We start from the raw sequence: 25275 nt of genomic DNA on the forward strand, positions 1-25275 counted from the left end.
TGCTGACTAAGTCTGACACTGAGCGTGGTTCGGAGCGCTTGTAATAGTCGTCAGAAAAATGACTCCCTTGCAAAGCTGTACCGGAGAGGAGGCGCTGGCCGCGCCGCATCCGGTTCAAAGCGAAGGGAACTACATTTGAGTCAGGTCACCTTAGCCATCCGCCATCTGCGTGATGAGCAGATGTTGTTGCGCGACGGCGGGCTTTATTGGGTGGCTGTGGATCAGGCGAGCGATTCTGCCGCGCTGGCGGTACAGTGCCTGGCAGCGATGCCGGCCAATGCGCGAGCGACGTTGGTGTGCTGCGGGCATTCAAGTCAGGACCTGGCCCAGAAGCTGGCGGCAGATACCGGTCCTGGTCAGCTGAAGCTGTTCGACATCAAGACAGCCGACATCGGCCTGACCCTCAAATCGCTGAGCGGCGAGCTGACCCGTGCTGCTCCGGTTGCCGGCAGTACCATTGTGCTGATGCTGCCGGACAGCGCATGGCAAAGCGACGTTGCGCCAGAGCTACGGCATTGCTGCCTGTCCCTGAGGCAATGGCTGGGCCGACGCCAATGCACCCTGTTGGTGATCAGCCATGGCCAGACGCCTCAACTGCATGACCGTTTGTTGCGGCTCAACGAGACGATCTCTGGGCTCGCTCAGCTTTATCGCCGTGATGGTGGTATTCGCTATCAATTGCACTACTGGCACAGCGAACTGGGCGTGTGTAGCGGTCAGGAGTTCGAGCTAGAGTTGCGGGTGGACGGTTTTGCGCTATCGGTCAATGAGCAGGCCAGTGTGCAACTGACCCACACCGATGACCAGCGCATCTACCTGACCCAGCGTTCAGTGCTTGAAGGCTCGCCGCCGTTGTCGGATCAGTGGAGGCTGTTCGAGAGCCGCGAGGACTTGCTTCAACAAGCCACCCGCGCTCGTGCTGCCAGCATCATCGTTGCCATCGACAGCAACCTACAGATTGAAGAGTTGGCCCGTCAGATTTACGCCCTGCGCGAGCGCTGCGGCATCGCGCTGAAGATCATCGTACGCGAGATGGAGCCCTGCCTGCGTTATCGGGACGAGCGTCTCCTGGTTTCCTGCGGTGCCAACATCACCGTGCCCTATGGGACTACGCTGGCGCACTTCTTCAGCATGATCGACAGTGCCCAAGGCCAGACCTGGCGTCGGAGCCGCACCACCGACTTCCAATCACTATTCGAACGCCTGCGGCCGCCCGCCGAGCGCGGGCTGTTAACGCCCCGGGAATTCATCAGTACGGTGGAGCGCGTCTACAGCGGCGCCTCTGGCGAGATCAGCCACCAGCTGCTCAAACTGATACCGCGCGGCGGCCTGGAAATCGAGCAGTACTTGAATCAAATCGGCTTGCGTCGTTTCGGTGACGTCGCCTGCGTGGTCAACGGTGCCTTTTATCTGTTCCTGTTTGCCTGTCGCGCGGACGGACTGGAACCCGCATTGGGGAATATCTGCCGGCTGGCCTGGCGCGATCTGTTCAGCGACTTCCAGATTCTCCCCGGCGTTGACGCGTTGTCGCGCGAGGACTTCCTCACGGCAGCCTTGCTGCCTCCCACGTTCCTTCTGGCAGAAGAACGCACGGCCGGTAGCTCCGCCGAAGCCGCTGGGCGCGGCGCCTATTCGCCTCAACGCACCACACTACCGATTATGGATCCCTGTTCATGAGTTATTCCGAGCTGATCCAGGTGATTGGCCTCAGCAGTCTGCTGACCCTGGCACTGATCGTGGCGTTGACCAAGTTTGGTCGCCATTTGCTGGCCGTTGTGCAGGGCCTCTTGCCCCCGCGTTACCTGAAGTCTCGTGGCGTGCGTCGTCGCGCCACTGCCCAGAGCGAACCCCATGAGCCAGTATGAAGTCATTAACCCGACGTCAGTGCGCGTCTGGCCGGGCCTGGGTCACTGGAATCTGTATTTCATTCTCAAGTTCGTACTGCTGTGGGCTGGCTACCTGAACCTGCAGGTATTGCCCAACCTGGTGTTCGCTGCAGCGTTGCTGCTGCCGTTGCCGCATCGTTACCTGCGCATACTGCGCACAGTCATTGCGATCCCAGTGGGCGTTGCGCTGTTTTACCAGGACACCTGGCTGCCCCCCTTCAGCCGCCTGCTGGCCCAGCCTGGCGTGCTGAGTTTCACCGGCGCATACGCGGTCGAGCTGGCTGGTCGTTTCATCGACTGGAACCTGTGTGCGCTGCTGGCTGTGCTGGTGGTGGTCTATGCCTTCGTCCGTCACTGGCTGCGCCTGACCACCCTGAGTGTGTTGGGTTTGGCCTGGCTGATCAGCGCCAATGTGCTGTCCCTGCACACCAGCGGCGAGCCGGCCGCGGCGTCGGCCAGTGGCGCCTCCATGGCTGCGGTGAACACGGCCGCCCCGGACAACGCGACACTGGAAGCCTACCTGCAGAAGTTCTATAGCACCGAGGCCGGGCGTCAGGTGGAGTTCAAGCCTGCGACTTCTGCCGTGCAGCCTTTCGATCTGTTGCTGATCAATATCTGTTCCATGGCCTGGGATGATCTGGACGCCGTGGGCCTGCGCGATAACACGCTGTTCCAGCAGATGGACGTGATTTTCGACAGCTTCAACTCGGCCACTTCCTACAGCGGCCCGGCGGCCATCCGCCTGTTGCGCGCCAGTTGTGGGCAGGTTCCGCACAGCAAGCTCTACGGCACCGCCCCGGAGCAGTGCATGTTGATGGACGATTTGAGCAAGCTGGGCTTTGCCAGCGAAGTGATGCTCAACCACACCGGGCAGTTCGAAGGCTTCCTTGACGAAGTCCGCGCCCAGGGTTCGTTGCCGGGCCCCGCCGTCAGTACCAGTAAATTGCCGCGTGCACTGGTGGGCTTCGACGGTTCGCCAATCCTGCGCGATGCTCAGGTATTGGACACCTGGTGGAAGCACCGCGAAGAAGAAAAGAACGATCGCGTGGCGCTGTTCTACAACACCACCACGCTGCATGACGGCAACCGTGCGTTGACCGGCGATGGCGGCACCAAGAGCAGTGATTACAAACCGCGTGCCCAGGGGCTGATCGATGACCTCAATGGCTTCATTAAACAACTGGAGCTCAGTGGCCGTCGGGTGGTGGTGGTGATTGTGCCGGAGCATGGCGCGGCGCTGCATGGCGACCGCATGCAGATAGACGGCATGCGCGAGATACCGAGCCAGTCCATCACCCACGTACCGGTTGGCATCAAGCTGGTGGGTATGGGTCGCAACCCCGGTACCGCACCACTGCACATCACCGCGCCGAGCAGTTTCCTGGCCTTATCGGAAATCATCAGTCGCCTGTACAGCGCCCAACCCCAGGCGGATGGCCAGGGTCCCAGCTGGCCGGCCCTGCTGAACGACCTGCCGCAGACGGCGGCAGTCTCCGAAAACGCTGGCACTGTGGTCGTTGACTACGCCGGAAAACCTTACATCCGAATCAAGGAGAAAGCAGGATGGCTGCCCTACCCACAGCGCTTCAAGTGAAGGCCAGGGTGCAGTCGCGTGCGGATCGTGCCGATGACATCGCCCGCCTGAAACTGGAGCTTGAGCTGCCCGGACTGGACTACGTGGACATTTCTGCGCAGATCGAATTACAAAAGGCCCTACATCGCTGGCCGCTGCTGGCGGAGATGGAGCGTCTGCAGTCGGCGGTCCTGCCGCTGATGTATAAGTCCGACCTGGAGACGCTGTCGTGACCGCGCTTAGTCTGCGTGGTCTGCGCGGCGGCGTCGGCACCAGCTCGCTGCTAGCGGCCACGGGCCATGCATTGCATAGTCTTGGCGAGCGCGTGCTGCTGGTCGACATGTGCCCGGAGAACCTGCTTCGCCTGCACTTCAGCGTCAGCGTCAGCGAACCCAGCGGCTGGGCGCGCGCCATGATCGACGGTGAGGGCTGGAACACCCAGGCCTGGACCGTGGAGCCGGGATTGAGCGTGCTGCCTTATGGCCGCCTGAAACTGGAAGAGCAGGATCAAATCGAGCAACACCTGCTCAAGGAGCCGAAGCTGTGGCGCCGCCGACAGGCCAGCCTTGCCGAACACTTTGACTGGATCCTGTTCGATGTGCCCTTGCGATTACCCGGTCATGCTCGTGTCGGGCCCTGTGCGTTGCGCCTGCAGATTGTCGAGGCGGATGCCGCCTGCCATGTGCTGTTGCAGCAGGAAGAAGCCCCCAGCGAGCATCTGCTGATCAACCGCTTCGACCCGGTCAGCCAATTGCAGCGCGACCTGTTGCTGATCTGGCGTAAACAATATGGTGCCCGCCTGTTGCCGCTCAGCGTGCATCAGGATGAAGCCATGCGCGAAGCCTTGGCGTTCAAGAAGCCGGTGGGAGCTTATGCCAAAGCCAGCCTGGCTGCCCAGGATGTGTTGAGCCTGGCCACCTGGTGCCTGACCCGACGCGTGGAGGCGGTATGATCGCCCGCGTTTTCCCTTATGCGCACCTGCGTCGGCGCTATGACTGTGCGCCGTCAGTTGCGCTGATGCTGGCGACAATGAGCGCCCTGGCGTGGCTGCTGTTGCGCCTGGAGTCACCGAACTGGCGCGATGTGCTCGATCAGCCAAAGCGTTGGTATCCGCAACTGACCAACAAGGCACCAAGCCTGGGCGACCCGTTGCGCTATGCGGTGCAAAGCCTCTGGCTGCTGCTAGTTCGCCCGGCCAAGCCGCGGGAGTGGACGCTGGCGACCCCCGCGTGGCTCAACGCCGTCGGGGCGCTGTACCTGCGGCTGTGGACGCGGATTGGCAAGGCGCTGGGAGAATTGCCGCTGCACGCCCAGACCAGCCAGCCGATTCGCCAGAGCCTCCATTGGTGGAAAGGCCTGGGCCGTCGCAACCAACGGTTGGTCAACGCGGCCATCGGTGTCGTCGCCTTCATTTTTACGTTGTTGTGCATCACCGAGCCCTTCGGCTACGTCGCCCAACTGGTGTTCACCTTGCTGCTGTGGGGCCTGGCCATACTGGTGCGGCGGGTTCCGGGACGCTTTCCGACGTTGCTGATGGTGGTGTTGTCGATCATCGTCTCGTGCCGTTACCTGTGGTGGCGCTACACCTCGACCCTGAACTGGAACCAGCCCCTGGACCTGGCTTTCGGGATGATCCTGCTGGTGGCCGAAACTTATTATTGGGTGGTGCTGATCCTGGGGTACATCCAGACTTGCTGGCCCTTGGACCGCAAACCGGCGCCGCTGCCGCGCGACACGCGCCTGTGGCCCAGCGTCGACCTGTTGATCCCGACCTACAACGAAGACCTGTCAATCGTGCGGGGTACCGTGTACGCGGCCATGGGCATCGATTGGCCGGCCGACAAGCTGAACATCTACATTCTCGACGACGGCAAACGCGAGAGTTTCCGCCAGTTCGCCGCTGAAGTAGGAGTGGGCTACATCACTCGCAGCGACAATCGTCACGCCAAGGCCGGCAACCTCAACCACGCGTTGAAGCAGCTGAACAGCGAACTGGTCGCCATTTTCGACTGTGACCACATACCTGTGCGCTCATTTCTGCAAATGACCACCGGGGGCTTTTTGCGTGATCCGAAACTGGCGCTGGTGCAGACCCCGCACCATTTCCTGTCACCGGACCCCTTCGAGCGCAACCTCAATGTGTTCCGCGAGCACCCCAACGAAGGCGAGCTGTTCTACGGGTTGATTCAGGACGGCAACGACATGTGGAACGCGGCGTTTTTCTGCGGCTCATGCGCGGTGCTGCGGCGCACCGCGCTGGACGCGATCGGCGGCTTTGCCGTCGAGACTGTTACCGAAGACGCCCACACGGCACTACGCCTGCACCGCAACGGCTGGAATTCGGCCTATATCAAGGTGCCGCAAGCGGCCGGCCTGGCAACCGAGAGCCTGTCAGCGCACATCGGCCAACGCATTCGCTGGGCCCGTGGCATGGTGCAGATCTTCCGCACCGACAACCCCTTGCTCGGAAAAGGCCTGAACTTCTTCCAGCGCCTTTGCTACGCCAACGCGATGCTGCACTTTTTGGCCGGCCTGCCGCGCCTGGTGTTTCTGCTGGCGCCGCTGGCGTTTTTGTTCCTGCATGCCTACATCATCTACGCTCCGGCGCTGATGATCCTGCTGTACGTGCTGCCGCACATGATCCACGCAAACCTCACCAACTCGCGGATGCAGGGCGCCTATCGTCGGACTTTCTGGGGTGAGGTGTACGAGACCGTGCTGGCCTGGTATATCGCGCGCCCCACCACCGTGGCCCTGTTCAATCCCAAGAAGGGCAAGTTCAACGTCACCGTCAAGGGCGGCCTGATGGATCACAACCAGTTTGACTGGACAATCGCCCAGCCGTACTTGCTGCTGGCGTTGCTGAACATTGCCGGCCTGGGTTTTGCCATCTGGCGTCTGATCTACGGGCCCAGCAACGAGATCATCACCGTTTTGGTGGGCATTCTCTGGGTAGCCTACAACCTGCTGATTATAGGGGGCGCCGTGGCGGTCGCCGCTGAAGCGCGCCAGGTTCGCCAGACCCACCGCGTACAGGTCAAGTTGCCCGCTGCAGTGCGCCTTGAGAGTGGTCACTCTTACCCAGGCATGGTGCAGGACTATTCCGACGGAGGCACAGGCATCCAGCTCGACACCTCGCTGTCGCTGGCAGTGGGCGGGACCATCTCGCTGATAATGCAGCGCGGCACTCGTGAATTTCTGTTCCCGGGCTACATCAGCCGCAGCCATAAGAACTTCATCGGCATCAGCTTCACCAGACTCAATGCACAACAGAAGATCGACTTTGTGCAGTGCACGTTTGCTCGTGCCGACGCCTGGCTCAACTGGGGCGAGAATTTCACCCCGGATCGCCCGCTGCACAGCTTTGTGGGCATTCTCAAACTTGGTGGCACCGGTTACTACCGCCTCTACGAATACCTGCCTGCCTGGATCCGCCGCATCGCCGGCCCGCCTTTGCGAATGTTGCGCTGGCTGGTCAGTTTTCTGCCGCGCATGCCGGCGGCTGCCCCAATTCCCAATTCCCAACCAGTGAGCGCACCATGAGCCGCTACTTCAGCAAATCCCTTGTTGCCAGTCTGGTGCTCCTGGCCGCCGGCTGCGCCCAGGCCGCCACCGCACTTGCGCCTGTCGCGCCGGCCGCGGTCAGCAACGTACCGAGCTGGAGCATCGCGTACAGCTTCGAACAGCTGGGCCGTCCCGCCGACAGCCTATTGTTGGGCATCCGCAATAGCGACCAGTTCGAATTCAGCCTGCGCCGCGATCGCATCGCCAGCGACGCGAAGCTGCAGCTGGAGTACACACCGTCGCCTTCGCTGCTGCCACAGATCTCGCATCTACGTGTGTATCTCAACGACGTGCTGATGAGCGTTGTGCCGATCGAGAAGGACCAATTGGGTAAGAAGGTCAACCAATCGGTAGCCCTGGACCCACGTCTGATTTCGGACTTCAACCGCGTACGCCTGGAGTTCGTCGGCCACTACGCCGAAACCTGCGAAGATCCGGCCAACAGCACGCTATGGTTGAACGTGGGGCGCAGTAGCCAGATCCAATTGCAGGAGCAGGCACTAACGCTCAAGAACGACCTGGCCTATTTCCCGATGCCTTTCTTCGATACTCGAGGCCAGGACAAGCCGGTCCTCAATTTGGTCTTCGCCGATGCGCCAACCCTGGGCGAGCAGCGTGCAGCCGGAATCCTGGCGTCCTATTTCGGCAGCCAGGCCGCTTGGCGCGGTGCGCAGTTCCCCGTTCTGTTCGACCAGCTTCCGCCCGCCGATGAACACCATCGCGCCAAGTCGGCCATTGTCTTCGCCACCAACGATCATCGCCCGTCCTTCCTGGCTGACACAGACAAGTTCCCGGTCGTGGATGCGCCCGTTGTAGAGATGATCGACAACCCGCTGGATCCCTACAGCAAGGTGTTGCTGGTGTTGGGTCGCAACGACGATGACCTGGCTGCGGCTGCCCGTGCCCTGGCCTTGGGCGCAGGCGCGTTTCGTGGCTCGAACGTGACCGTCAACAAGGTCGAGCAGCTCAAGCCTCGGGTGCCTTATGACGCGCCAAACTGGATGCGCACGGACCGCTCGGTACGCTTCGCCGAGCTGATCAAGTACCCCGAGCAGCTTCAGGCCAACGGTCTGCAGCCACGGCCCATCACGGTGGACGTGAATCTGCCGCCTGACCTGTTCCTCTGGCGTAACCAAGGGATTCCGCTGCAAACCAAGTTCCGTTATACGCCACCAACGGTCAACGACGAGTCGCGCTTGAGCATCAGCCTGAACAACCAGTTCATCACCAGCCTGCCGCTGCAAAGCAAGACCGACGGCCGTCTGGAGGAGCTGCGCCTGGCGGTGTCGTCCAACGAGTCGGCTAACCTCAGCGACAAGCTGCTGGTGCCAGCGCTGAAGATCGGCGACCGTAACACCCTGCATTTTGACTTCAACTTCGCCAGCACCTTTGGCAGTTCCCAGCGCGACAGTTGCCGGACTTCGCTGCCGGTGAACAACCAGGCCGTGATCGATGAAGAGTCGACCATTGACCTGTCCGGCTACTATCACTACATCGCCATGCCTGATCTGCGCGCCTTTGCCCGCGGCGGATTTCCATTCAGCCGCATGGCTGACCTGTCAGAAACCCTGGTGATGGTCCCGGCCCACAGCCGCCCTGTACAACTGAGCACTCTGTTCGAGACCATTGCTGGAATCTCTGCGCACTCAGGCCTGCCAGCGTTTGGCCTGCGGCTGTCGGACAACTGGGACGACGCCAGGGCAGATGTCGATCTGCTGGTATTCGGCGCCATGGCACCGGGCGTGGGTGATGGTGCCGATGCCAATCTGGTGCTGGACAAGACGCGTGCCTGGCTACTCAAACCGTCCAATGAGCAGAGCGGTAAGTCGGCCCGCGCCGGCCAGTTCTACGATGAACGCGACCTGGGTGCCAACCGCGTCGAAGTCAGCGCCAAGGCGCCGATCGCCGCCATCGTCGGCTTGCAGTCGCCGTATCACCAACAGCGCAGCATTGTGGCCTTGCTGGCCAGCGATGACGCCGATTACCAACTGCTGCGCGACACCTTGGGCGACACGGGAAAATTAGACGCCGTTGCCGGTTCCGTGGCGCTGATCCGCAGCAGTGGCGTAAGCAGCAGTTGGGTGGGCCAGCAGTACTTTGTCGGCCACCTTCCGTGGTGGCTGTTGCTTTGGTACCAATTGTCCGACCACCCGATCCTGCTGGCGGCCATAGCCTCCATCAGTGTGCTGCTGACGGCCTTCCTGCTGTGGCGTGCACTACGTTGGACCGCTCGTCGTCGCCTGGCTGGTCAGGAGTAGTCGGGTGAAAGCCTTCCTCGCTCTGGCTTTGAACGCGATCATCGTAGCGCCTGGCTTTGCCGGTGCCGCGGAATGCGCCTGGCCTGCCTGGCAGAATTATCGCCAGGCCATGCTCAGCCCGGACGGACGGGTAATTGACCACTCCTCGGAGCAGTTGATCTCCACGTCTGAAGGGCAGGGTTACGGGCTGTTTTTCGCCCTGCTGGGCAATGACCGCGAAAGCTTCGCCAAGGTGCTGCGCTGGACCCAGGACAACCTGGCCGGCGGCGACCTTAACCGGCAGCTTCCGGCGTGGCAGTGGGGCCGCGACAACGTTGGCAGCTGGCATGTACTTGACAGCAACAACGCCACCGATGCCGATTTGTGGATCGCCTATAGCCTGCTGGAAGCTGGACGTCTGTGGCATCAACCGACTTACCTGACATTGGGCCGCAACCTGCTCTGGCGCAGTGCTGCGCAAAGCCTGCGCAAGCTACCGGGCCTGGGCCTGATGCTGTTGCCCGGCGACGTCGGATTCGACAATGCCGAGGGTTGGCGTCTGAATGCCAGTTATCTGCCACCGCAATTGCTGGCGCGCTTCGCCCAGGAAGCAACGATCTGGGCGGAGCTGGCCAGCAACACCGAGCGTCTGCTGATCGAAAGTTCGCCCAAGGGCCTGGCATCCGACTGGCAACTGTGGAAAGCCGGGCAGGGTTGGGCCGTGGACAGTCAGAAGGGCAGTGTTGCCAGTTATGACGCCATTCGCGTCTACCTCTGGTTGGGCATGCTGGACAATGATGCGCCGGGGCGCGCCCGGTTGATTGAGCACTTCAAACCCATGCAGGACCTGACTGCACGGCTGGGCCATGTGCCGGAAAAAATCGACACAACCACCGGCCTCGACAATGGCACCGGCCCGGTCGGCTTCAGTGCCGCATTGCTGCCCTTGCTGGCAGCAAGCCCGAACAGTGCGGGGGCCCTCAAGGCCCAGCGCCAACGCCTGCAACAACAGCCGCCCTTGGCGGATGCCTATTACAACCAGTCGCTGACGCTGTTCGGGCAGGGCTGGGACCAACAACGTTATCGCTTCGATAAAAACGGACGCCTCGTGCCAAACTGGACTGCCGCATGCGCAAAATGACCGGTTTTGGGCTGCTGTTGAGCAGCGTTTATGGGGTCGCCCTGGGTCAGCCTCTCAGCCCGCCCGACCAGCAGCAATGGCTGCTGGAGCAGGTCCGCATTGGTGAGGCTCTGTACCGCGAAGACCTGGTGCATGACTCGCTGGCTCGTCTGGAACTGATCGCCCCGGACAATCCGCTGGTGAAAGTCGTTGAAGTCCGCCAGGCACTGCTGCAAAAGAACCAGCCGGAAGCCGAACGCCTGGTCGCCCAACTGCGCCAGCAGGCGCCAGGCACTGCGGCCCTGCGTCAGGCCGAGAGCTTGCTGAAAATGTATAGCACCGAGGGTCAGAGGGCCCTGCAGGAGGCGCGCCTGCTGGCCGTCGCCGGCCGTTCCGAAGACGCCACCAAGGCCTATCGGCAATTGTTCGGCGATGACATGCCGGACTTTGCCACTGCCCTGGAATACCTGGACGTGCGTAGCGACATCAAGGCTCAGCGCCCGGTCGTGATAGAGCAGTTGCGCGAGTTGGACCGGCAGTTCCCCGGCAATGCCTCGCTGCGCAAGACCTTGGTCGGCCTGCTGTTTTCCGAAAAACGTGATTCCGAGGCGCTGGACGTCCTGCATCAATTGGCTGGCGATCCGAACGCCAGCAACAACGCTGCCGAACGCGAATACAACTATTGGCTCAAGCAGCCGGTAGGGCACGAAACCGCGCAAGGCTGGCGGGCTTTTCTGAAGTTCTACCCCTACACCCGCTTGCGCGCTGACGCGACCAGACAGTTGCAAGAGCAGGAGCAATACTTGGCTGATCCAGCCTGGCAGGCCGGTCTCAAAGGCAAGGCGTTGCTCGAAGCCGGCGACAACGTCGGCGCTGAGGCCAGTTTGCTTCGGGCGATCAAGCGTTATCCGCAAGACTCCAGCCTGCTCGGTTCGCTGGGTATTTCTCTGATGCGTCAGAACAAGCACGAAGCGGCATACAACACTTTCGTCCGAGCCTCGGCCATCGAGCAGGACACCGACTGGATGGCCAAGTGGCAGGATCTCAAGGCTGCCAACTACCAGTGGATGCTGTTGCAAAAGGGTGATGAGGCTCTCGAACGCAAGGATTACCCCGTAGCGGAAAAATTGTACCAGCAGGCTCGCAAAGCCAAGCCGACCGATCCTACGCCGCTGATCGGCCTGTCCTACGCTATCCGGAGCGAATCCGATGACATCACCGCAGAAGCCCTGTTGGTGCAGGCGCGCAAGCTCGATCCGAACAACGCAAGCGTGGTGCGTGCCATGGTCCGCCTGTACCAATCGCAATCACCGGAAAAGGCCGAGCACTACCTCGACAGCCTGACGCCCAAGGAGCAGCAAGAGTTCCAAGGCGTGCGTCGGGGGCTGGCGCTGGATCGCCTCAACGCGCAGGCCGATGACGCCACCCGACGCAGTGATTGGGCGCAGGTGACGGTAGCTTTGAGCGACGCTCGAGTGCTGGACCCGGACAGTCCCTGGCTGGTGTACCGCTTGGCCAATGCCCAGCGCGAACTGGGCCTCAATGCCGAGGCCGATCAAAGCTTCCACTTGCTGTTACAACGTCAGGGCCAGAACACCGAGGCGCGCTATGCCCACGGCCTGTTTCTGGCCAATGGTGAACGTGACGGCGATGCCATGGGCAGTCTGCAACAGATCCCCCGCGCCGCCTGGAGCGACAACATGAACGAGCTGTGGGCACGTCTGCAGCGTCGCCAGTTGCTCGCGAAGGCCCGGACACTGCGCGACGGCGGCCATGAGGCCCAGGCCGAAGCATTGCTGATGCGCGCGCCGACCACTGATGACTACCTGACCCTAGCCGACTGGGCCCAGCAGCGTGGCGACCTGGCGCAGGCCGAAAGCCGCTACCGCAAGGTGCTGGCCAGCGCGCCGAAAAATACCGAGGCCCAACTGGGCCTGAGCGAAGTGCTGATCGCCCTCGGTCAGCCGAAACCCGCCAAGGCCAGCCTTATGGCAGTGACCGCGCCAGTACCGGCCGATGCGTCGTTCCTGCGCCGCTTGGCCAATGCCTGGGCGTCGCTGGGCGACAAGACGCGTGCGAACGCGCTGTTCGCGCAGTTGCTCAAGACCCCGCAAAGTGATCCGCTGGTATATCGGGATGCGGCGCGTCTGCTTTCCCAAGAAGAGCCGCAGCGGGCTCTGGATAATTATGCGCTCAGCATGGGCGCGGCAAGGATGATCGAACCGCAACAGGCCGAACCGCGCGACAACCGTGCCATGACCTTGGCCAGCCGTGCCAAGGACAGCGATGACTGGTTGCAGCGCGGCATCCGCAGTGACGTCGACGAGCTGTACCAAAAGCAGAACCCGACGGTGAACCTGTACCATGACCTCGCCTGGCGCACCGACAACAGCTCATCGGGGGTCTCAGACCTGACCACCCAGACCACCATTCTGCGCATCGACGCGCCAGTGGCGCACGGACAGGGCTTCGTCCAGGCCGAAGACATCAATCTGGATGTCGGAAATTTCTCCAGCACCGACCAGTTCGGCTTGTGCGCGGTGGTGCAGGGTGGCTGTGCCACCGCTTCGCAGAGCGTGCGCGGCACCATGCTGGGCATGGGCTGGCACGATGATCGCTGGGCCTCCGACCTTGGCCATACGCCACAAGAATTCACGGTGTCCAACTGGGTAGGCGGTGTCACCTACAGCGGTGACTGGCGCAGCCTGGGCTACCGCCTCACGGCATCGCGGCGGCCCCTGGCCAACTCACTGGTGTCGTATGCCGGTGCGGTCGATCCGGTCACCGGAACCAAGTGGGGCGGCGTTACGGCCAACGGCTTCACCCTGGGCCTGAGCCATGACAAAGGCGGTAATGATGGCGTGTGGGCAAGCCTGAGCAGTCATTGGTTAGTGGGCCAGAACGTTGAGATCAACCAGCGGCGCACAGCCATGGGCGGCTATTACTATCGTCTGGTGGAACGCGCCGACGAACGTCTGCGCACTGGCCTGACCCTGATGTACATGGGATACGACAAGGACTTAAGCGAACTCACCCTCGGCCAGGGCGGCTACTACAGCCCGCAGCAGTACTACTCGGTCAGCGTGCCGGTGAACTATGCCTGGCGCAACGCTGACTGGTCGGCCCTGCTCGGAAGCTCGGTGGGCTGGTCGTTCGCGACAATCAACGGCTCTGACCTCTACCCCAAAGACAAACGCGAAGCCGAACTGCAAAACCTGCTAACGCAATCGAATCAGACCCTGGTGGACAGCCCGTCCCTGACCAAGAGTGGCAGTAGCAGCAACGGCATCAACTTCCGTCTCCAGGGCCTCGCGGAGCGTCGCCTTTCCGACAACCTGGTGTTGGGTACCGGTATCACGTGGCAACACAGCGAAGGCTACGCCCCGAGCCGTGCCTTGCTTTACTTGCGCTACACTTTTGACCCCTGGCAAGGCAACCTGCCGTTACCGGTGGAGCCGATCTCGCCTTATGCGGATATGCGCTAAAGCGCCACAGCAGGCGTTTACCCGCCAGGGAAAACCTGAAATCAACTATCCCAACTCGTCGAGAAAGAGTACCCCGGCTCGTGCGAACAAGGTCGGAGGGAGGTTCTTGAAGGCTGCTCTCGGTATCGAGGAGATGGCGGCCTAGTCGATGAGCGCGCTCTGGCCGATAGAAAGCAAAACGTGCCGCCAATTGAATTTAGTCCGTACGGTCATCCGATAACCGGTCGATGGTGCGGGTTCGATCGGGGAAAAATAATGGCATCCTGCAATCACTGACAACCAGGCATCTGCTCATTCTGTTGCACTGAAAAATGACCTGTAAGATGTCGCACCCAACGCGCCAAGGCCTTGCTCAGCCACCGGGATAAAATTCGATCCGTTTCTGACTTCAACCGCGGAAAGCCACGTAAAACAGGCGTTTCAGAGTTTTCGGATTACTTTTTTACAAGGTTTGACAAGCATCCTGGCAATCACTAGTGTGGATTGGATCCAAGATCTAATTTGTTTTTATAGAAGTATTGGTATGCGAGAGACCAACAACGAAAGTTTTTTGAGCGGCATCCTGGGAAGAGAGCAGCCACCCTCCCATCTCGCCCGGGCTGTCATCGAGGAAAAGCTGCGCAACGCCATCCTCGATGGGCGCATACCCAGCGGCATGGCGTTACGCCAACAAGAATTGGCAAACCTGTTCGGCGTGAGCCGCATGCCGGTGCGTGAAGCCTTGCGCCAACTGGAGGCTCAATCGCTGCTGCGCGTCGAGCCACACAAGGGCGCGGTAGTCGCGCCACTGGTTGGCGAAGATGCGGTCGATGCCTATGCCCTGCGCATCTTATTGGAGTCGGAGGCGTTGCGTTTGTCGATCCCTCATTTGGACGAGAACGATATCGCTACAGCCCGCAACTGTATCGAGATGCTCGAAATCGAAACCGATTACGCCCAAATGGGCACGCTCAACCGTATGTTCCATATGGCGCTTTACGCCAAAGCACCCAATCAGAGGCTGCTGCGCCTGGTTGAAGAGGGACTCAATGAGGAAGAGCGTTTCCTGCGCTTCAATCTTTCCGCCATGGGGCTGGGCAAGCTGTCGCAGGACGATCACTGGGCGCTGCTCGATGCAGCCAGCGACAAAGCCATCGATAGCGCCGTGGCGATGCTCGAACAGCATCTTAATCGCGGCGTTGCAGCGGTCACCCAGTACCTGAAAAGCAGTTCGCCCGTTGTTCCACAGACAGCCAAACCGCGCAAAGGAAGCGGTATCTGACTCAAGCTTGAGGAAACGCTGTGGGCGCTCACGGCAACACGTGGTCGATGGTGGTCAATTCCGGGCAACCGACAAAGATTCGGTTGATATGTTTCCCTTGTGCCGGCGGCGATCCGGAACAGTATCGCAGTTGGTCCGCAGGGCTTGACGACCACATCGAACTGGTTGCCCTGAGACTGCCGGGGCATGGCAGTCGCCTCGCTGAAACAGCGTATGACCAATGGTCGCCCCTGCTCAAAGATATGTTCGCCTCGCTAAACCAGTATTTGAGCGAACCGCACGCTTTTTTTGGTCACAATTTCGGTGCACGACTGGCCTACGAAATGACCAAGTTGACCCAGGTCCGTTACCCCGGTCAGACCCGACACCTGTTTATTTCCGGCTGTCGCAGCCCGGACAGCCAGCAACCCAAACCGTATCTGCATACGTTACCAGGGCCTGACTTTCGCCAGGCGCTGGTGAACCTCGGCGCGGCGTCGGCCGAGATGCTGCTGAACGCAACACTGATGCGCGCGTTCGAGCCGGTCATGCGCAACGATCTGAAACTTTCCGAACTGTGGTCCGATCACCTCGACATCGGTCTTGATGTGCCACTCACTGCGCTCTACGGCAGCGATGACCTGCTCGATACCGCCGCCAGCATGATGAACTGGCGTGAATTCACCCGCCGTGAGTTCGAATTGATCGAGGTTCCCGGCGACCACTTCTTCGTCAAGGCACAGCGCCTGCGCCTGCTGCAGATCATCAATACTCACTTGGGTCTGCTGAGTGAATAAAGCCCGCCCGGGCTCAATGCTGATCAGATCACCAAGAGGCGCAGCCCCTGCGCCCTCGTCTTGCGACTCCCCCCCCTCTGTTGTCCCTTGCCCACCCTTCAGCGCTTCCGATGGCCCCGCCCTACGCACGACCGTTTCTATACTGTTTCACTCCCCTACCTATCGCAGACTTTGCTAAAGGCGCAGGCAAGCTCTCGTCAGGAATCAGGCAAACTCGGATCATGGCGATGAATGGTATCGATAGGCTGATGGGGTGATCGCCTACGAACAGAAATCCCGTCGACATCAGGGCAGAAATCTTCAAAACACATGGAGCCATCCAAGGAGTTTGTCGAACGGGTAGAGACCGACTGGAAGAAATTCCAGGGCCACCCGAAACATAGAAAATATAACGCCTCAGGCATTGAGCAACTCTGAGTGAGGCATTCACTCATTAATAAACATTCTGACTTTAATAAGCCGGAAGGGTTGCTTACATCCAAATAAAACTTAACCGACAAGTTTTATTCGGCATCTCTCATTCCTGAAATAACAATGTAACAAATAATATAAAAATAACTTGCCTGGCGCTTTTGAAGTGTTCTAACTTTTATTCAGCCGTCACTGGCGACCCGATGTGCACCGTTAACTACCCACGCTGCCACGCCCCACAACAGGCCGGATACAGGCACCCACGGTAGATAATTATTTATCCACGACTTCAACTTCGAGGCGTTCGTTCGCCTGTATTAAATACACATATTCTTTGCGCCCACAGTGCATGCCTTACCGACTGCTGATGACCCACACAACTAAGGACTCACCCATGAATGGTCAAAAACTTCTTCTCGATCGCAAAAAGTCAGAACTCAGCGCCCACCCCATCTTTGCTGAAATTGACTCACTTCATGTCCTGAGACGCTTTATGGAAACGCATGTATTCGCGGTATGGGATTTCATGTCCTTGACCAAGCGGTTGCAGCAGGAATTGACCTGCACTCAACTTCCGTGGCTCCCGCCCAGAGACCCCAAAGCCGCACGCCTGATCAATGAAATCGTATTGGGCGAGGAATCGGACGACAAATTGACCCACGGCCATTACAGCCATTTCGAGCTGTACCTGGATGCCATGCGCGAAGTTGGCGCCAGCACTCAGCAAGTCGAGCGCTTCGTCGATCTGCAAAAAGAAGGTGTGAGCTACGAAACCGCGCTGCAAAGCGTCGATGCCGGTCAGGCCGCCTGCGGTTTCGTCAAACATACGCTCGACACCGCGCTGCATGCGCCGGCCCATAGTGTGGCGGCCGCGTTTCTGCACGGGCGGGAGAGCGTCATCCCGCTGATGTTCCAGCGCATCCTCGACGATTGGGGCATCACCGTCGAACAAGCGCCCACCTTCCGTTATTACCTGGAGCGCCATATCGAAGTCGACTCCGAAGATCACGGCCCCGCGGCTGAAGAGCTGCTGGCGCGACTGGTCGATGGCGATGAACAGCGTGAGCGCGAGGTTTATGAAGCGGCCATTGCCGCCGTGGAAAGCCGGATCGCCCTCTGGGACAAGCTGCGCGTGAGCATGCGGGCCGAACTGATGGAGGTCAGCGCATGAACGCCGAAGACTATCTGTCCTTCGCCGATACCTGGGAGGGTCGTGCAACGATTCGCACACGCCCTCGCCGGGTCGTCGAAAACGACGAAAAACTGATCTATCCGCTCAGCCGCCAACCCCTGGTTCTCAGCGAAACCTTCACCCGTGAATGTGCGCACCTGCGCGATTTCGCCCTGGTGCAGAGCCTCTACAAATTCATCAACGACGTGGTGATTTTCGAGACTGAAATCGTCGACAAGACCGCGCGCAGTATCGCCAAGAATCACTTCGCGATTCGCTTCCCTTTCGCCTGTCGTTACGACGCCATGACTGTCGTCGTCGATGAGGATTACCACGCACTGGTCGCGATGGATTTCATGCAGCAGACCATCGCCCTCACCGGTATCCAGCCCATCGAACTGCCTGGCGAAATTGAACTGAGTCGGGCAATACCCGCTGCACTGGCCTTGGCCCCCGATCACCTGCGCAGTGCGGTGGAATTGATTTGCGTCGCCATCGCCGAGAACACCGTGACGAATGATGTCGCTGCGTTCGCCAAGGACGATTCGGTCAAGCAATCGATCAAAGGGTTGATGGCTGACCACCTGCTCGACGAGGGGCGGCATTCCGGCTTTTGGGCGCGACTGGTACGCATCTACTGGCATACCGCATCGGATTCGGACCGTGAAAGCATCGCGCAAATCATGCCGGTGTTCATCCGCCAATACCTGACCAACGACATCCAGAAGGGCTTCGACTTCGACCTGATCGACCATTTGCAGGTTGCCGAGACGATCAAGCAGCAACTCAAGAATGAAGCACTGGCCGTGACCTTCCCGATCAATCGCCATCACCCGCTGGTAGGCAACATCGTGCGCTTCTTCAAAAGCAGCTCGATGCTCGAATCGCCCTGCGTGCAGCGTGCACTGGCTGACTATCTGCCCGGCCATCCGGCCGGCCAAGGACCCTCGCTATGAAACGTCTGGAGATTGTGCTGATAGGCCAGAGTCTGGCCTTGAACGAACTGACTGCGGAGCTGGAGGAGCACGGGCATCAACTGCATCGCCTGACGGATCAGCAGGCTTTGGATCTGTGCTCGTTGACCACGGCTTGCATGCTGATCGAGGACGGCAGCCTGACGCTGACTGCACAGCAGGAAAAAGCCTTCAGCACGCTCGCTCATTTGGGCTTGCGCATCGGGCTCGGCCCGATCACTGAAGACGGCCTGCCGCAACTGGAGTTGCTCTGCTGGTTCGGTACCGCCACTGCGCAGCGTCTGATATCGCGTCAACCACTGGCCGCCGAGACTTCGGGCAACGGTCGGGCACTGCGCGATACCGCGATTGCGGCGCTGGTCGAAATGGTCGCGTTGCACGTCAGCCGCCTTTCCCGCGATGCCGAGTATTTTCTTCAGACTTCCGCTGTCGAGCCTCCTCACTCGGCGCAGCAACAAGGTCTGCAAGTACTCGAGCAACTGGCGTTCGAACACCGCTTCAACCGTACTGCTCAGCCTCATCTGCTCGCCCTCGCCGAAATACCGATGGTGGAGCGTCTGGATCAGAGCCTGTTGCGGTTCGCCGAGCGGACAGCGCTGAACATCGCAGGCAGACAGATCAGCTATGGTGCTCTGCATGCGCAGAGCCTGGCTATCCAACAACAACTGCTGAGCTTGCTGTCGGAACACAAGACAGCGTCTGACGACGGCCCGTTGGTGGTCGGCATCTGCCTGCCAAAATCTGCGGCGTTGTTTGCCGGGATCCTCGCCATTCTTGGCTGCGGCGCGGTGTATCTGCCGCTGGACCCGAGCCAGCCGACCCAGCGTCAGCAATACATTCTGGAGAATGCCGGTGCCGTGCTGTTACTCCACGACGGCCAACACCCGCTCGGCAATCAATGGCCTGCGCTGGACATCAGTCAATTGGGCGCGGATGACACCGATCCCACCCGCTCACTGATGCGCCAGCGCCCTGCCGGTGATGCGCCGTGCATGGCGCTCTACACGTCGGGCACCACCGGCCACCCCAAGGGCGTATTGCTCAGCCAACGCAATCTCAGCCATTTCACAACCTGGTACGCCGAGCATGTGAACCTGTCCGAGCACAGCCGCGTGCTTCAATTCTCGACGCTCAGCTTCGACTCGTCGGTGATCGACATCTTCCCGACCTTGCTCAGTGGCGCAGAACTGGTAGTCCCCACTGAAGACCAGCGTCGCGATCCTTTGCTGTTGGTCGAGCTGATTGGGCAACAGATCAGCCATGCGTTTTTACCACCCGCACTGTTGAGCATCCTGCCGCTCGACCGCCCGCTGGGGCTTGAGCATCTGATGACAGGTGGCGACGTCTGCGAGCCTTACGTCATCGAACAGCTGGCCGGACAATGCCGTTTCTACAACCTCTATGGTCCGACCGAGGCCACGGTGTTGATCACTTCCGGGTTGTTCCACGCCGGCAGCAGCAATCGCAATCTGGGTCTGCCGATCGCCAATAGCCAGATGCTGATCCTCGACGAGCACTTGCAGCCCGTGCCCGAGCAGACACCCGGTGAGCTGTATATCGCCGGACCCGGGGTATGCCTGGGTTATCTGAACAATCCGACGCTGACCGCCGAGCGCTATCTAAATCTCAAACAGCCTGACGGCCGAAGCTTGCGGGTCTATCAAACGGGCGACATTGGTAAATGGACGGCCAGCGGCATCGAGATGTGTGGCCGGCGCGATAACCAGGTGAAGATTCGCGGCTTTCGTGTCGAACCTGAAGAAATCGAACATTGCCTGCGCGACAGCCAGTTGTATCGGCAGGTGGCCGTGGTCGTCGATGCACAGCGGCGAATTCTGGCCTTTGTCGCCCAGCCACATCAGGGCCAGGCCGATGTCGCTCGCCAGGCGCTCAGGGCGCATGTCGAACAGGCATTACCGGATTACATGCGCCCTACCGCGTACACCGAACTGATGAGCATGCCCTTCGCCAGCAACGGCAAGGTCGATCGCAAAGCGTTGCTGGAACTGCCCGTGAGCTTCCTCGAAGCACACCCGCGGCGTCTGCCGGAAACGGTGGTCCAGCGACAGCTACTTGATCTCTGGGCTGAGCTGTTGGAGATGCCGCCTGGCGACATCTCCACCGATGAGAGCTTCTTCAATCTGGGTGGTCACTCGATCCTGCTGTCACGGATGCTGCTGGGGATTCGTGAACAGTTTGGACGCAGCATCCCGATCAACCGCTTTATCGAGGCACCGACGTTGCTGACGCTGGCGACATTGATCGACAACGACGGCACTCAACCTTCTGCCTACACCGTCAGCCCGCAAGCGCTGCACGATGCCAATCCCGCGTTCGACATGCCGGTATTGCCCATCAGCCAGTTGGGGGATGTACACAAGGTGGTGGTCACCGGCGCCAATGGCTTTCTCGGCGTGCATATTGTCGAGGCCCTGCTTGCCTGGGGCGCCAGCGAGGTCGCTTGCCTGGTTCGTGACGGTGGCGGGCAAAGCGCACAGGCACGTTTCGCTCAATCACTGCGGGAAAACCGGCTTGAACATCTGGACCTGAGCAAGGTGACCGTATACCCCGCGGACATTACTCAGCCGCAGTTGGGTCTGAGTGCCGAGGTGTACGAACGCATTGATCGCGAGTTCGGCACGCTCGTGCACAACGCGGCCAATGTTAACCATGTTCAGGATTACGAGACGCTGATCAAAGACAACGTCGAACCCATCTTTGAATGTCTGCGCCTGTGCGAAGGCCGTAGCAAGAAAATCTTCAACTTCGTCTCGACACTCTCTGCCTCCAGCGCCATCGATGCTGCTGGCAACGTGCTGGAGCAACCCGCCGCTCCGACCCCGCCGATCTACATCAAGAACGGTTACAACCTCTCCAAATGGGTTGCCGAACGCATCCTGCAGAGCGCCCGGGAACAGGGTGTGTGGGTGAACATTTATCGGCCCGGCAATATCGCGTTCAACAGCGTCACCGGTGTCTGCCAGCCACACAAAAACCGACTGATGTTGATGCTCAAGGGCTCGATGCAGTTGGGGCAGGTGCCCGAGTTCGCCATGAACTTCGACCTGATGCCAGTGGATTTTCTCGCTCGCTTCATCGGCTTTCATGCCAGCCGTTATCAGGCCAATCATGCCGTATTCAACCTGCACAACCCCGAACCCCTTAGCTGGAGTGGCTACGTTGCGGCGTTCCGTGAGGCGGGGCGCGAGTTCGAGATGGTCAGCATCGCCCACTGGCAACAACAACTCAGCCGAGTCGACAGCCAGAACGCGCTATTCGGGGTGCTGGGGTTTTATCTCGATGGCTTTGAGGAAGACATCGGCGACATCTCGATGATCGATTACGACAACGCCCAGGCCGGTATACGGCGCATGGGCGAGCGCTACCCGCTAAAGACCGATGCGCTGTTACGCAAAGGCTGCGACTACCTGAAAGAAATCGACTTTATCTAAACCAACCCGCTGGAGAACATCATGAACCACATCAATACCCTGGACGATCTGCAACCTGACACCCTGATCAAGAACCCGGAAGGCAGTTACGTCGTGTCTGCAGTGAAAGTTCCGAGCAATGCGCAAAGCGTGTGGAATATTGTCGGTAACTTCGCTGGCTTTCCGGCGTTCATTCCGGCCCTGGCCTCTTGCGAGATGACCGGTACCGGCGTGGGTTCGGTACGCAAAAAGCTGTTCAAGGATGGCAACGTAGTGGTCGAGCAGCTCAACTCACGCAACGATCAGGCGCTCTATATGACCTGGTCGCTGATATACACCACCCTGCCGATCGGCAATCTATGGGCGTCCATGACTGTGACGCCGCAAGGTGATGATCAGTGCATCGCGACCTGGAGCATCGTGGGCGAACCTTCTGCAGCCTGGCCGGACTCACTACCAGCGTTTCAGGCGTTCCTGCAGGGATTTGCCGACGATGCGATGAACAACGTACACAGTCTGTTCGCCTGACGTCTTTGTTTTACAGCCTGAGGGGCCTGCCTTACTAAGCCCCAAAAACAAAACCCCTGTCTGCTTACGCGGACAGGGGTTTTGGAATTCAATCTTGACGATGACCTACTCTCACATGGGGAAACCCCACACTACCATCGGCGATGCACCGTTTCACTGCTGAGTTCGGGATGGGATCAGGTGGTTCCAGTGCTCTATGGTCGTCAAGAAATTCTGATGCCGATCCGTTACGGGGTAACGTATCAGCGAAATTCGATAACTCTCATAAAAACAAAACCCCTGTCTGCATAGGCAGACAGGGGTTTCGGAATTTAATCTTGACGATGACCTACTCTCACATGGGGAAACCCCACACTACCATCGGCGATGCATCGTTTCACTGCTGAGTTCGGGATGGGATCAGGTGGTTCCAATGCTCTATGGTCGTCAAGAAATTCGGTAGCCAGCGCGTGGGCCCTTGCGGGTTCACGCGCCAGCGAATGGGGATGTGATAGATTTGTGGGTGTTGCCAATTTTCGACGTGTGTCGTCTTCACACACCGCAATCTGGCCCTTCTTTCGAAGCAAGCAGATTGCTTGGGTGTTATATGGTCAAGCCTCACGGGCAATTAGTATTGGTTAGCTCAACGCCTCACAGCGCTTACACACCCAACCTATCAACGTCGTAGTCTTCGACGGCCCTTCAGGGGACTCAAGGTCCCAGTGAGATCTCATCTTGAGGCTAGTTTCCCGCTTAGATGCTTTCAGCGGTTATCTATTCCGAACATAGCTACCCGGCAATGCCACTGGCGTGACAACCGGAACACCAGAGGTTCGTCCACTCCGGTCCTCTCGTACTAGGAGCAGCCCCTCTCAAATCTCAAACGTCCACGGCAGATAGGGACCGAACTGTCTCACGACGTTCTAAACCCAGCTCGCGTACCACTTTAAATGGCGAACAGCCATACCCTTGGGACCGGCTTCAGCCCCAGGATGTGATGAGCCGACATCGAGGTGCCAAACACCGCCGTCGATATGAACTCTTGGGCGGTATCAGCCTGTTATCCCCGGAGTACCTTTTATCCGTTGAGCGATGGCCCTTCCATACAGAACCACCGGATCACTAAGACCTACTTTCGTACCTGCTCGACGTGTCTGTCTCGCAGTCAAGCGCGCTTTTGCCTTTATACTCTACGACCGATTTCCGACCGGTCTGAGCGCACCTTCGTACTCCTCCGTTACTCTTTAGGAGGAGACCGCCCCAGTCAAACTACCCACCATACACTGTCCTCGATCCGGATAACGGACCTGAGTTAGAACCTCAAAGTTGCCAGGGTGGTATTTCAAGGTTGGCTCCACGCAGACTGGCGTCCACGCTTCAAAGCCTCCCACCTATCCTACACAAGCAAATTCAAAGTCCAGTGCAAAGCTATAGTAAAGGTTCACGGGGTCTTTCCGTCTAGCCGCGGATACACTGCATCTTCACAGCGATTTCAATTTCACTGAGTCTCGGGTGGAGACAGCGCCGCCATCGTTACGCCATTCGTGCAGGTCGGAACTTACCCGACAAGGAATTTCGCTACCTTAGGACCGTTATAGTTACGGCCGCCGTTTACCGGGGCTTCGATCAAGAGCTTCGCGTTAGCTAACCCCATCAATTAACCTTCCGGCACCGGGCAGGCGTCACACCCTATACGTCCACTTTCGTGTTTGCAGAGTGCTGTGTTTTTAATAAACAGTCGCAGCGGCCTGGTATCTTCGACCGGCGTGGGCTTACGCAGTAAATGCTTCACCCTCACCGGCGCACCTTCTCCCGAAGTTACGGTGCCATTTTGCCTAGTTCCTTCACCCGAGTTCTCTCAAGCGCCTTGGTATTCTCTACCCAACCACCTGTGTCGGTTTGGGGTACGGTTCCTGGTTACCTGAAGCTTAGAAGCTTTTCTTGGAAGCATGGCATCAACCACTTCGTGTCCCAAAGGACACTCGTCATCAGCTCTCGGCCTTAAGATCCCGGATTTACCTAAGATCTCAGCCTACCACCTTAAACTTGGACAACCAACGCCAAGCTGGCCTAGCCTTCTCCGTCCCTCCATCGCAATAACCAGAAGTACAGGAATATTAACCTGTTTTCCATCGACTACGCTTTTCAGCCTCGCCTTAGGGACCGACTAACCCTGCGTCGATTAACGTTGCGCAGGAAACCTTGGTCTTTCGGCGTGGGTGTTTTTCACACCCATTGTCGTTACTCATGTCAGCATTCGCACTTCTGATACCTCCAGCAAGCTTCTCAACTCACCTTCACAGGCTTACAGAACGCTCCTCTACCGCATCACCTAAGTGATACCCGTAGCTTCGGTGCATGGTTTGAGCCCCGTTACATCTTCCGCGCAGGCCGACTCGACTAGTGAGCTATTACGCTTTCTTTAAAGGGTGGCTGCTTCTAAGCCAACCTCCTAGCTGTCTAAGCCTTCCCACATCGTTTCCCACTTAACCATGACTTTGGGACCTTAGCTGACGGTCTGGGTTGTTTCCCTTTTCACGACGGACGTTAGCACCCGCCGTGTGTCTCCCATGCTCGGCACTTGTAGGTATTCGGAGTTTGCATCGGTTTGGTAAATCGGGATGATCCCCTAGCCGAAACAGTGCTCTACCCCCTACAGTGATACATGAGGCGCTACCTAAATAGCTTTCGAGGAGAACCAGCTATCTCCGAGCTTGATTAGCCTTTCACTCCGATCCACAGGTCATCCGCTAACTTTTCAACGGTAGTCGGTTCGGTCCTCCAGTTAGTGTTACCCAACCTTCAACCTGCCCATGGATAGATCGCCCGGTTTCGGGTCTATTCCCAGCGACTAGACGCCCTATTAAGACTCGCTTTCG

General features: G+C 59.2%; 15 protein-coding genes and 3 rRNA genes (1 of these 18 only partly in view). 15 read left to right on the top strand and 3 right to left on the bottom strand.

Translation table 11 applies throughout. The features are described from left to right. Positions 1-135: 135 nt before the first annotated feature. The 15 genes from bcsE (at position 136) to AC1MEE_RS24960 (ending at position 22417) form a co-directional block, all read left to right on the top strand. Positions 136-1677, top strand: coding sequence for a cellulose biosynthesis protein BcsE (bcsE, locus tag AC1MEE_RS24890; protein WP_480412159.1), 1542 nt, complete (start codon positions 136-138; stop codon positions 1675-1677). Continuing rightward, positions 1674-1865, top strand: coding sequence for a cellulose biosynthesis protein BcsF (gene bcsF / locus AC1MEE_RS24895; protein WP_480412160.1), 192 nt, complete (start codon positions 1674-1676; stop codon positions 1863-1865). The genes bcsE and bcsF overlap by 4 nt, the downstream gene beginning before the upstream one ends. Further along, positions 1852-3480, top strand: a complete 1629-nt coding sequence (gene bcsG / locus AC1MEE_RS24900; RefSeq protein WP_480412161.1) for a cellulose biosynthesis protein BcsG — start codon at positions 1852-1854, stop codon at positions 3478-3480. The genes bcsF and bcsG overlap by 14 nt, the downstream gene beginning before the upstream one ends. Further along, positions 3450-3692, top strand: coding sequence for a cellulose biosynthesis protein BcsR (gene bcsR / locus AC1MEE_RS24905; protein WP_480412162.1), 243 nt, complete (start codon positions 3450-3452; stop codon positions 3690-3692). The genes bcsG and bcsR overlap by 31 nt, the downstream gene beginning before the upstream one ends. Next, positions 3689-4411, top strand: a complete 723-nt coding sequence (gene bcsQ, locus AC1MEE_RS24910) for a cellulose biosynthesis protein BcsQ (RefSeq protein ID WP_480412163.1) — start codon at positions 3689-3691, stop codon at positions 4409-4411. Before bcsR ends, bcsQ begins: the two co-directional genes overlap by 4 nt. Continuing rightward, a complete protein-coding gene (gene bcsA / locus AC1MEE_RS24915; protein WP_480412164.1) occupies positions 4408-7002 on the top strand; it encodes a UDP-forming cellulose synthase catalytic subunit in 2595 nt (864 codons plus the stop codon). Before bcsQ ends, bcsA begins: the two co-directional genes overlap by 4 nt. Then, on the top strand, positions 6999-9281 hold the full coding sequence (bcsB, locus tag AC1MEE_RS24920) for a cellulose biosynthesis cyclic di-GMP-binding regulatory protein BcsB (protein ID WP_480412165.1): 2283 nt from the start codon (positions 6999-7001) through the stop codon (positions 9279-9281). Before bcsA ends, bcsB begins: the two co-directional genes overlap by 4 nt. A 4-nt stretch (positions 9282-9285) precedes the next feature. Then, positions 9286-10401 carry a cellulose synthase complex periplasmic endoglucanase BcsZ gene (gene bcsZ / locus AC1MEE_RS24925; RefSeq protein WP_480412166.1) on the top strand — a complete coding sequence of 372 codons (1116 nt, stop codon included), beginning with the start codon at positions 9286-9288 and terminating at the stop codon, positions 10399-10401. Then, positions 10389-13865, top strand: coding sequence for a cellulose synthase complex outer membrane protein BcsC (gene bcsC, locus AC1MEE_RS24930; protein WP_480412167.1), 3477 nt, complete (start codon positions 10389-10391; stop codon positions 13863-13865). The genes bcsZ and bcsC overlap by 13 nt, the downstream gene beginning before the upstream one ends. 523 nt (positions 13866-14388) lie before the next feature. Next, entirely contained in the window at positions 14389-15126 is a 738-nt protein-coding gene (locus AC1MEE_RS24935) for a GntR family transcriptional regulator (RefSeq protein WP_480412168.1), read from the top strand. A 20-nt stretch (positions 15127-15146) separates the two neighbouring features. Further along, complete coding sequence (locus AC1MEE_RS24940; protein WP_480412169.1) at positions 15147-15902, top strand: thioesterase II family protein; 756 nt, start codon at positions 15147-15149, stop codon at positions 15900-15902. A gap of 805 nt (positions 15903-16707) precedes the next feature. After that, entirely contained in the window at positions 16708-17484 is a 777-nt protein-coding gene (locus AC1MEE_RS24945; RefSeq protein ID WP_480412170.1) for a DUF3050 domain-containing protein, read from the top strand. After that, positions 17481-18440 (top strand): diiron oxygenase, encoded by a 960-nt coding sequence (locus AC1MEE_RS24950; RefSeq protein WP_480412171.1) that lies wholly within the window; start codon positions 17481-17483, stop codon positions 18438-18440. The genes AC1MEE_RS24945 and AC1MEE_RS24950 overlap by 4 nt, the downstream gene beginning before the upstream one ends. Beyond that, on the top strand, positions 18437-21910 hold the full coding sequence (locus tag AC1MEE_RS24955) for a thioester reductase domain-containing protein (RefSeq protein WP_480412172.1): 3474 nt from the start codon (positions 18437-18439) through the stop codon (positions 21908-21910). The genes AC1MEE_RS24950 and AC1MEE_RS24955 overlap by 4 nt, the downstream gene beginning before the upstream one ends. 21 nt (positions 21911-21931) lie before the next feature. Continuing rightward, entirely contained in the window at positions 21932-22417 is a 486-nt protein-coding gene (locus tag AC1MEE_RS24960) for an SRPBCC family protein (RefSeq protein WP_480412173.1), read from the top strand. Between the two features lie 92 nt (positions 22418-22509). Here AC1MEE_RS24960 and rrf (AC1MEE_RS24965) read toward each other — a convergent pair. From rrf (AC1MEE_RS24965) to AC1MEE_RS24975, 3 genes are all read right to left on the bottom strand, one after another. Next, positions 22510-22625: ribosomal RNA gene (gene rrf, locus AC1MEE_RS24965) — 5S ribosomal RNA — on the bottom strand. Between the two features lie 107 nt (positions 22626-22732). Beyond that, positions 22733-22848, bottom strand: a 5S ribosomal RNA gene (rrf, locus tag AC1MEE_RS24970). A gap of 155 nt (positions 22849-23003) precedes the next feature. Next, positions 23004-25275 (bottom strand): 23S ribosomal RNA (locus AC1MEE_RS24975); it runs 619 nt beyond the window's last position.

The sequence above is a fragment of the Pseudomonas sp. ASL3 genome (assembly GCF_056680425.1).

Bases quoted from the DNA above. Each gene is read 5' to 3' on its own strand.
- bcsF (WP_480412160.1), top strand. From the start codon at position 1,674: ATGAGTTATTCCGAGCTGATCCAGGTGATTGGCCTCAGCAGTCTGCTG.
- bcsG (WP_480412161.1), top strand. From the start codon at position 1,852: ATGAGCCAGTATGAAGTCATTAACCCGACGTCAGTGCGCGTCTGGCCG.
- bcsR (WP_480412162.1), top strand. From the start codon at position 3,450: ATGGCTGCCCTACCCACAGCGCTTCAAGTGAAGGCCAGGGTGCAGTCG.
- bcsA (WP_480412164.1), top strand. From the start codon at position 4,408: ATGATCGCCCGCGTTTTCCCTTATGCGCACCTGCGTCGGCGCTATGAC.
- bcsB (WP_480412165.1), top strand. From the start codon at position 6,999: ATGAGCCGCTACTTCAGCAAATCCCTTGTTGCCAGTCTGGTGCTCCTG.
- bcsC (WP_480412167.1), top strand. From the start codon at position 10,389: ATGCGCAAAATGACCGGTTTTGGGCTGCTGTTGAGCAGCGTTTATGGG.
- AC1MEE_RS24935 (WP_480412168.1), top strand. From the start codon at position 14,389: ATGCGAGAGACCAACAACGAAAGTTTTTTGAGCGGCATCCTGGGAAGA.
- AC1MEE_RS24945 (WP_480412170.1), top strand. From the start codon at position 16,708: ATGAATGGTCAAAAACTTCTTCTCGATCGCAAAAAGTCAGAACTCAGC.
- AC1MEE_RS24950 (WP_480412171.1), top strand. From the start codon at position 17,481: ATGAACGCCGAAGACTATCTGTCCTTCGCCGATACCTGGGAGGGTCGT.
- AC1MEE_RS24955 (WP_480412172.1), top strand. From the start codon at position 18,437: ATGAAACGTCTGGAGATTGTGCTGATAGGCCAGAGTCTGGCCTTGAAC.
- AC1MEE_RS24960 (WP_480412173.1), top strand. From the start codon at position 21,932: ATGAACCACATCAATACCCTGGACGATCTGCAACCTGACACCCTGATC.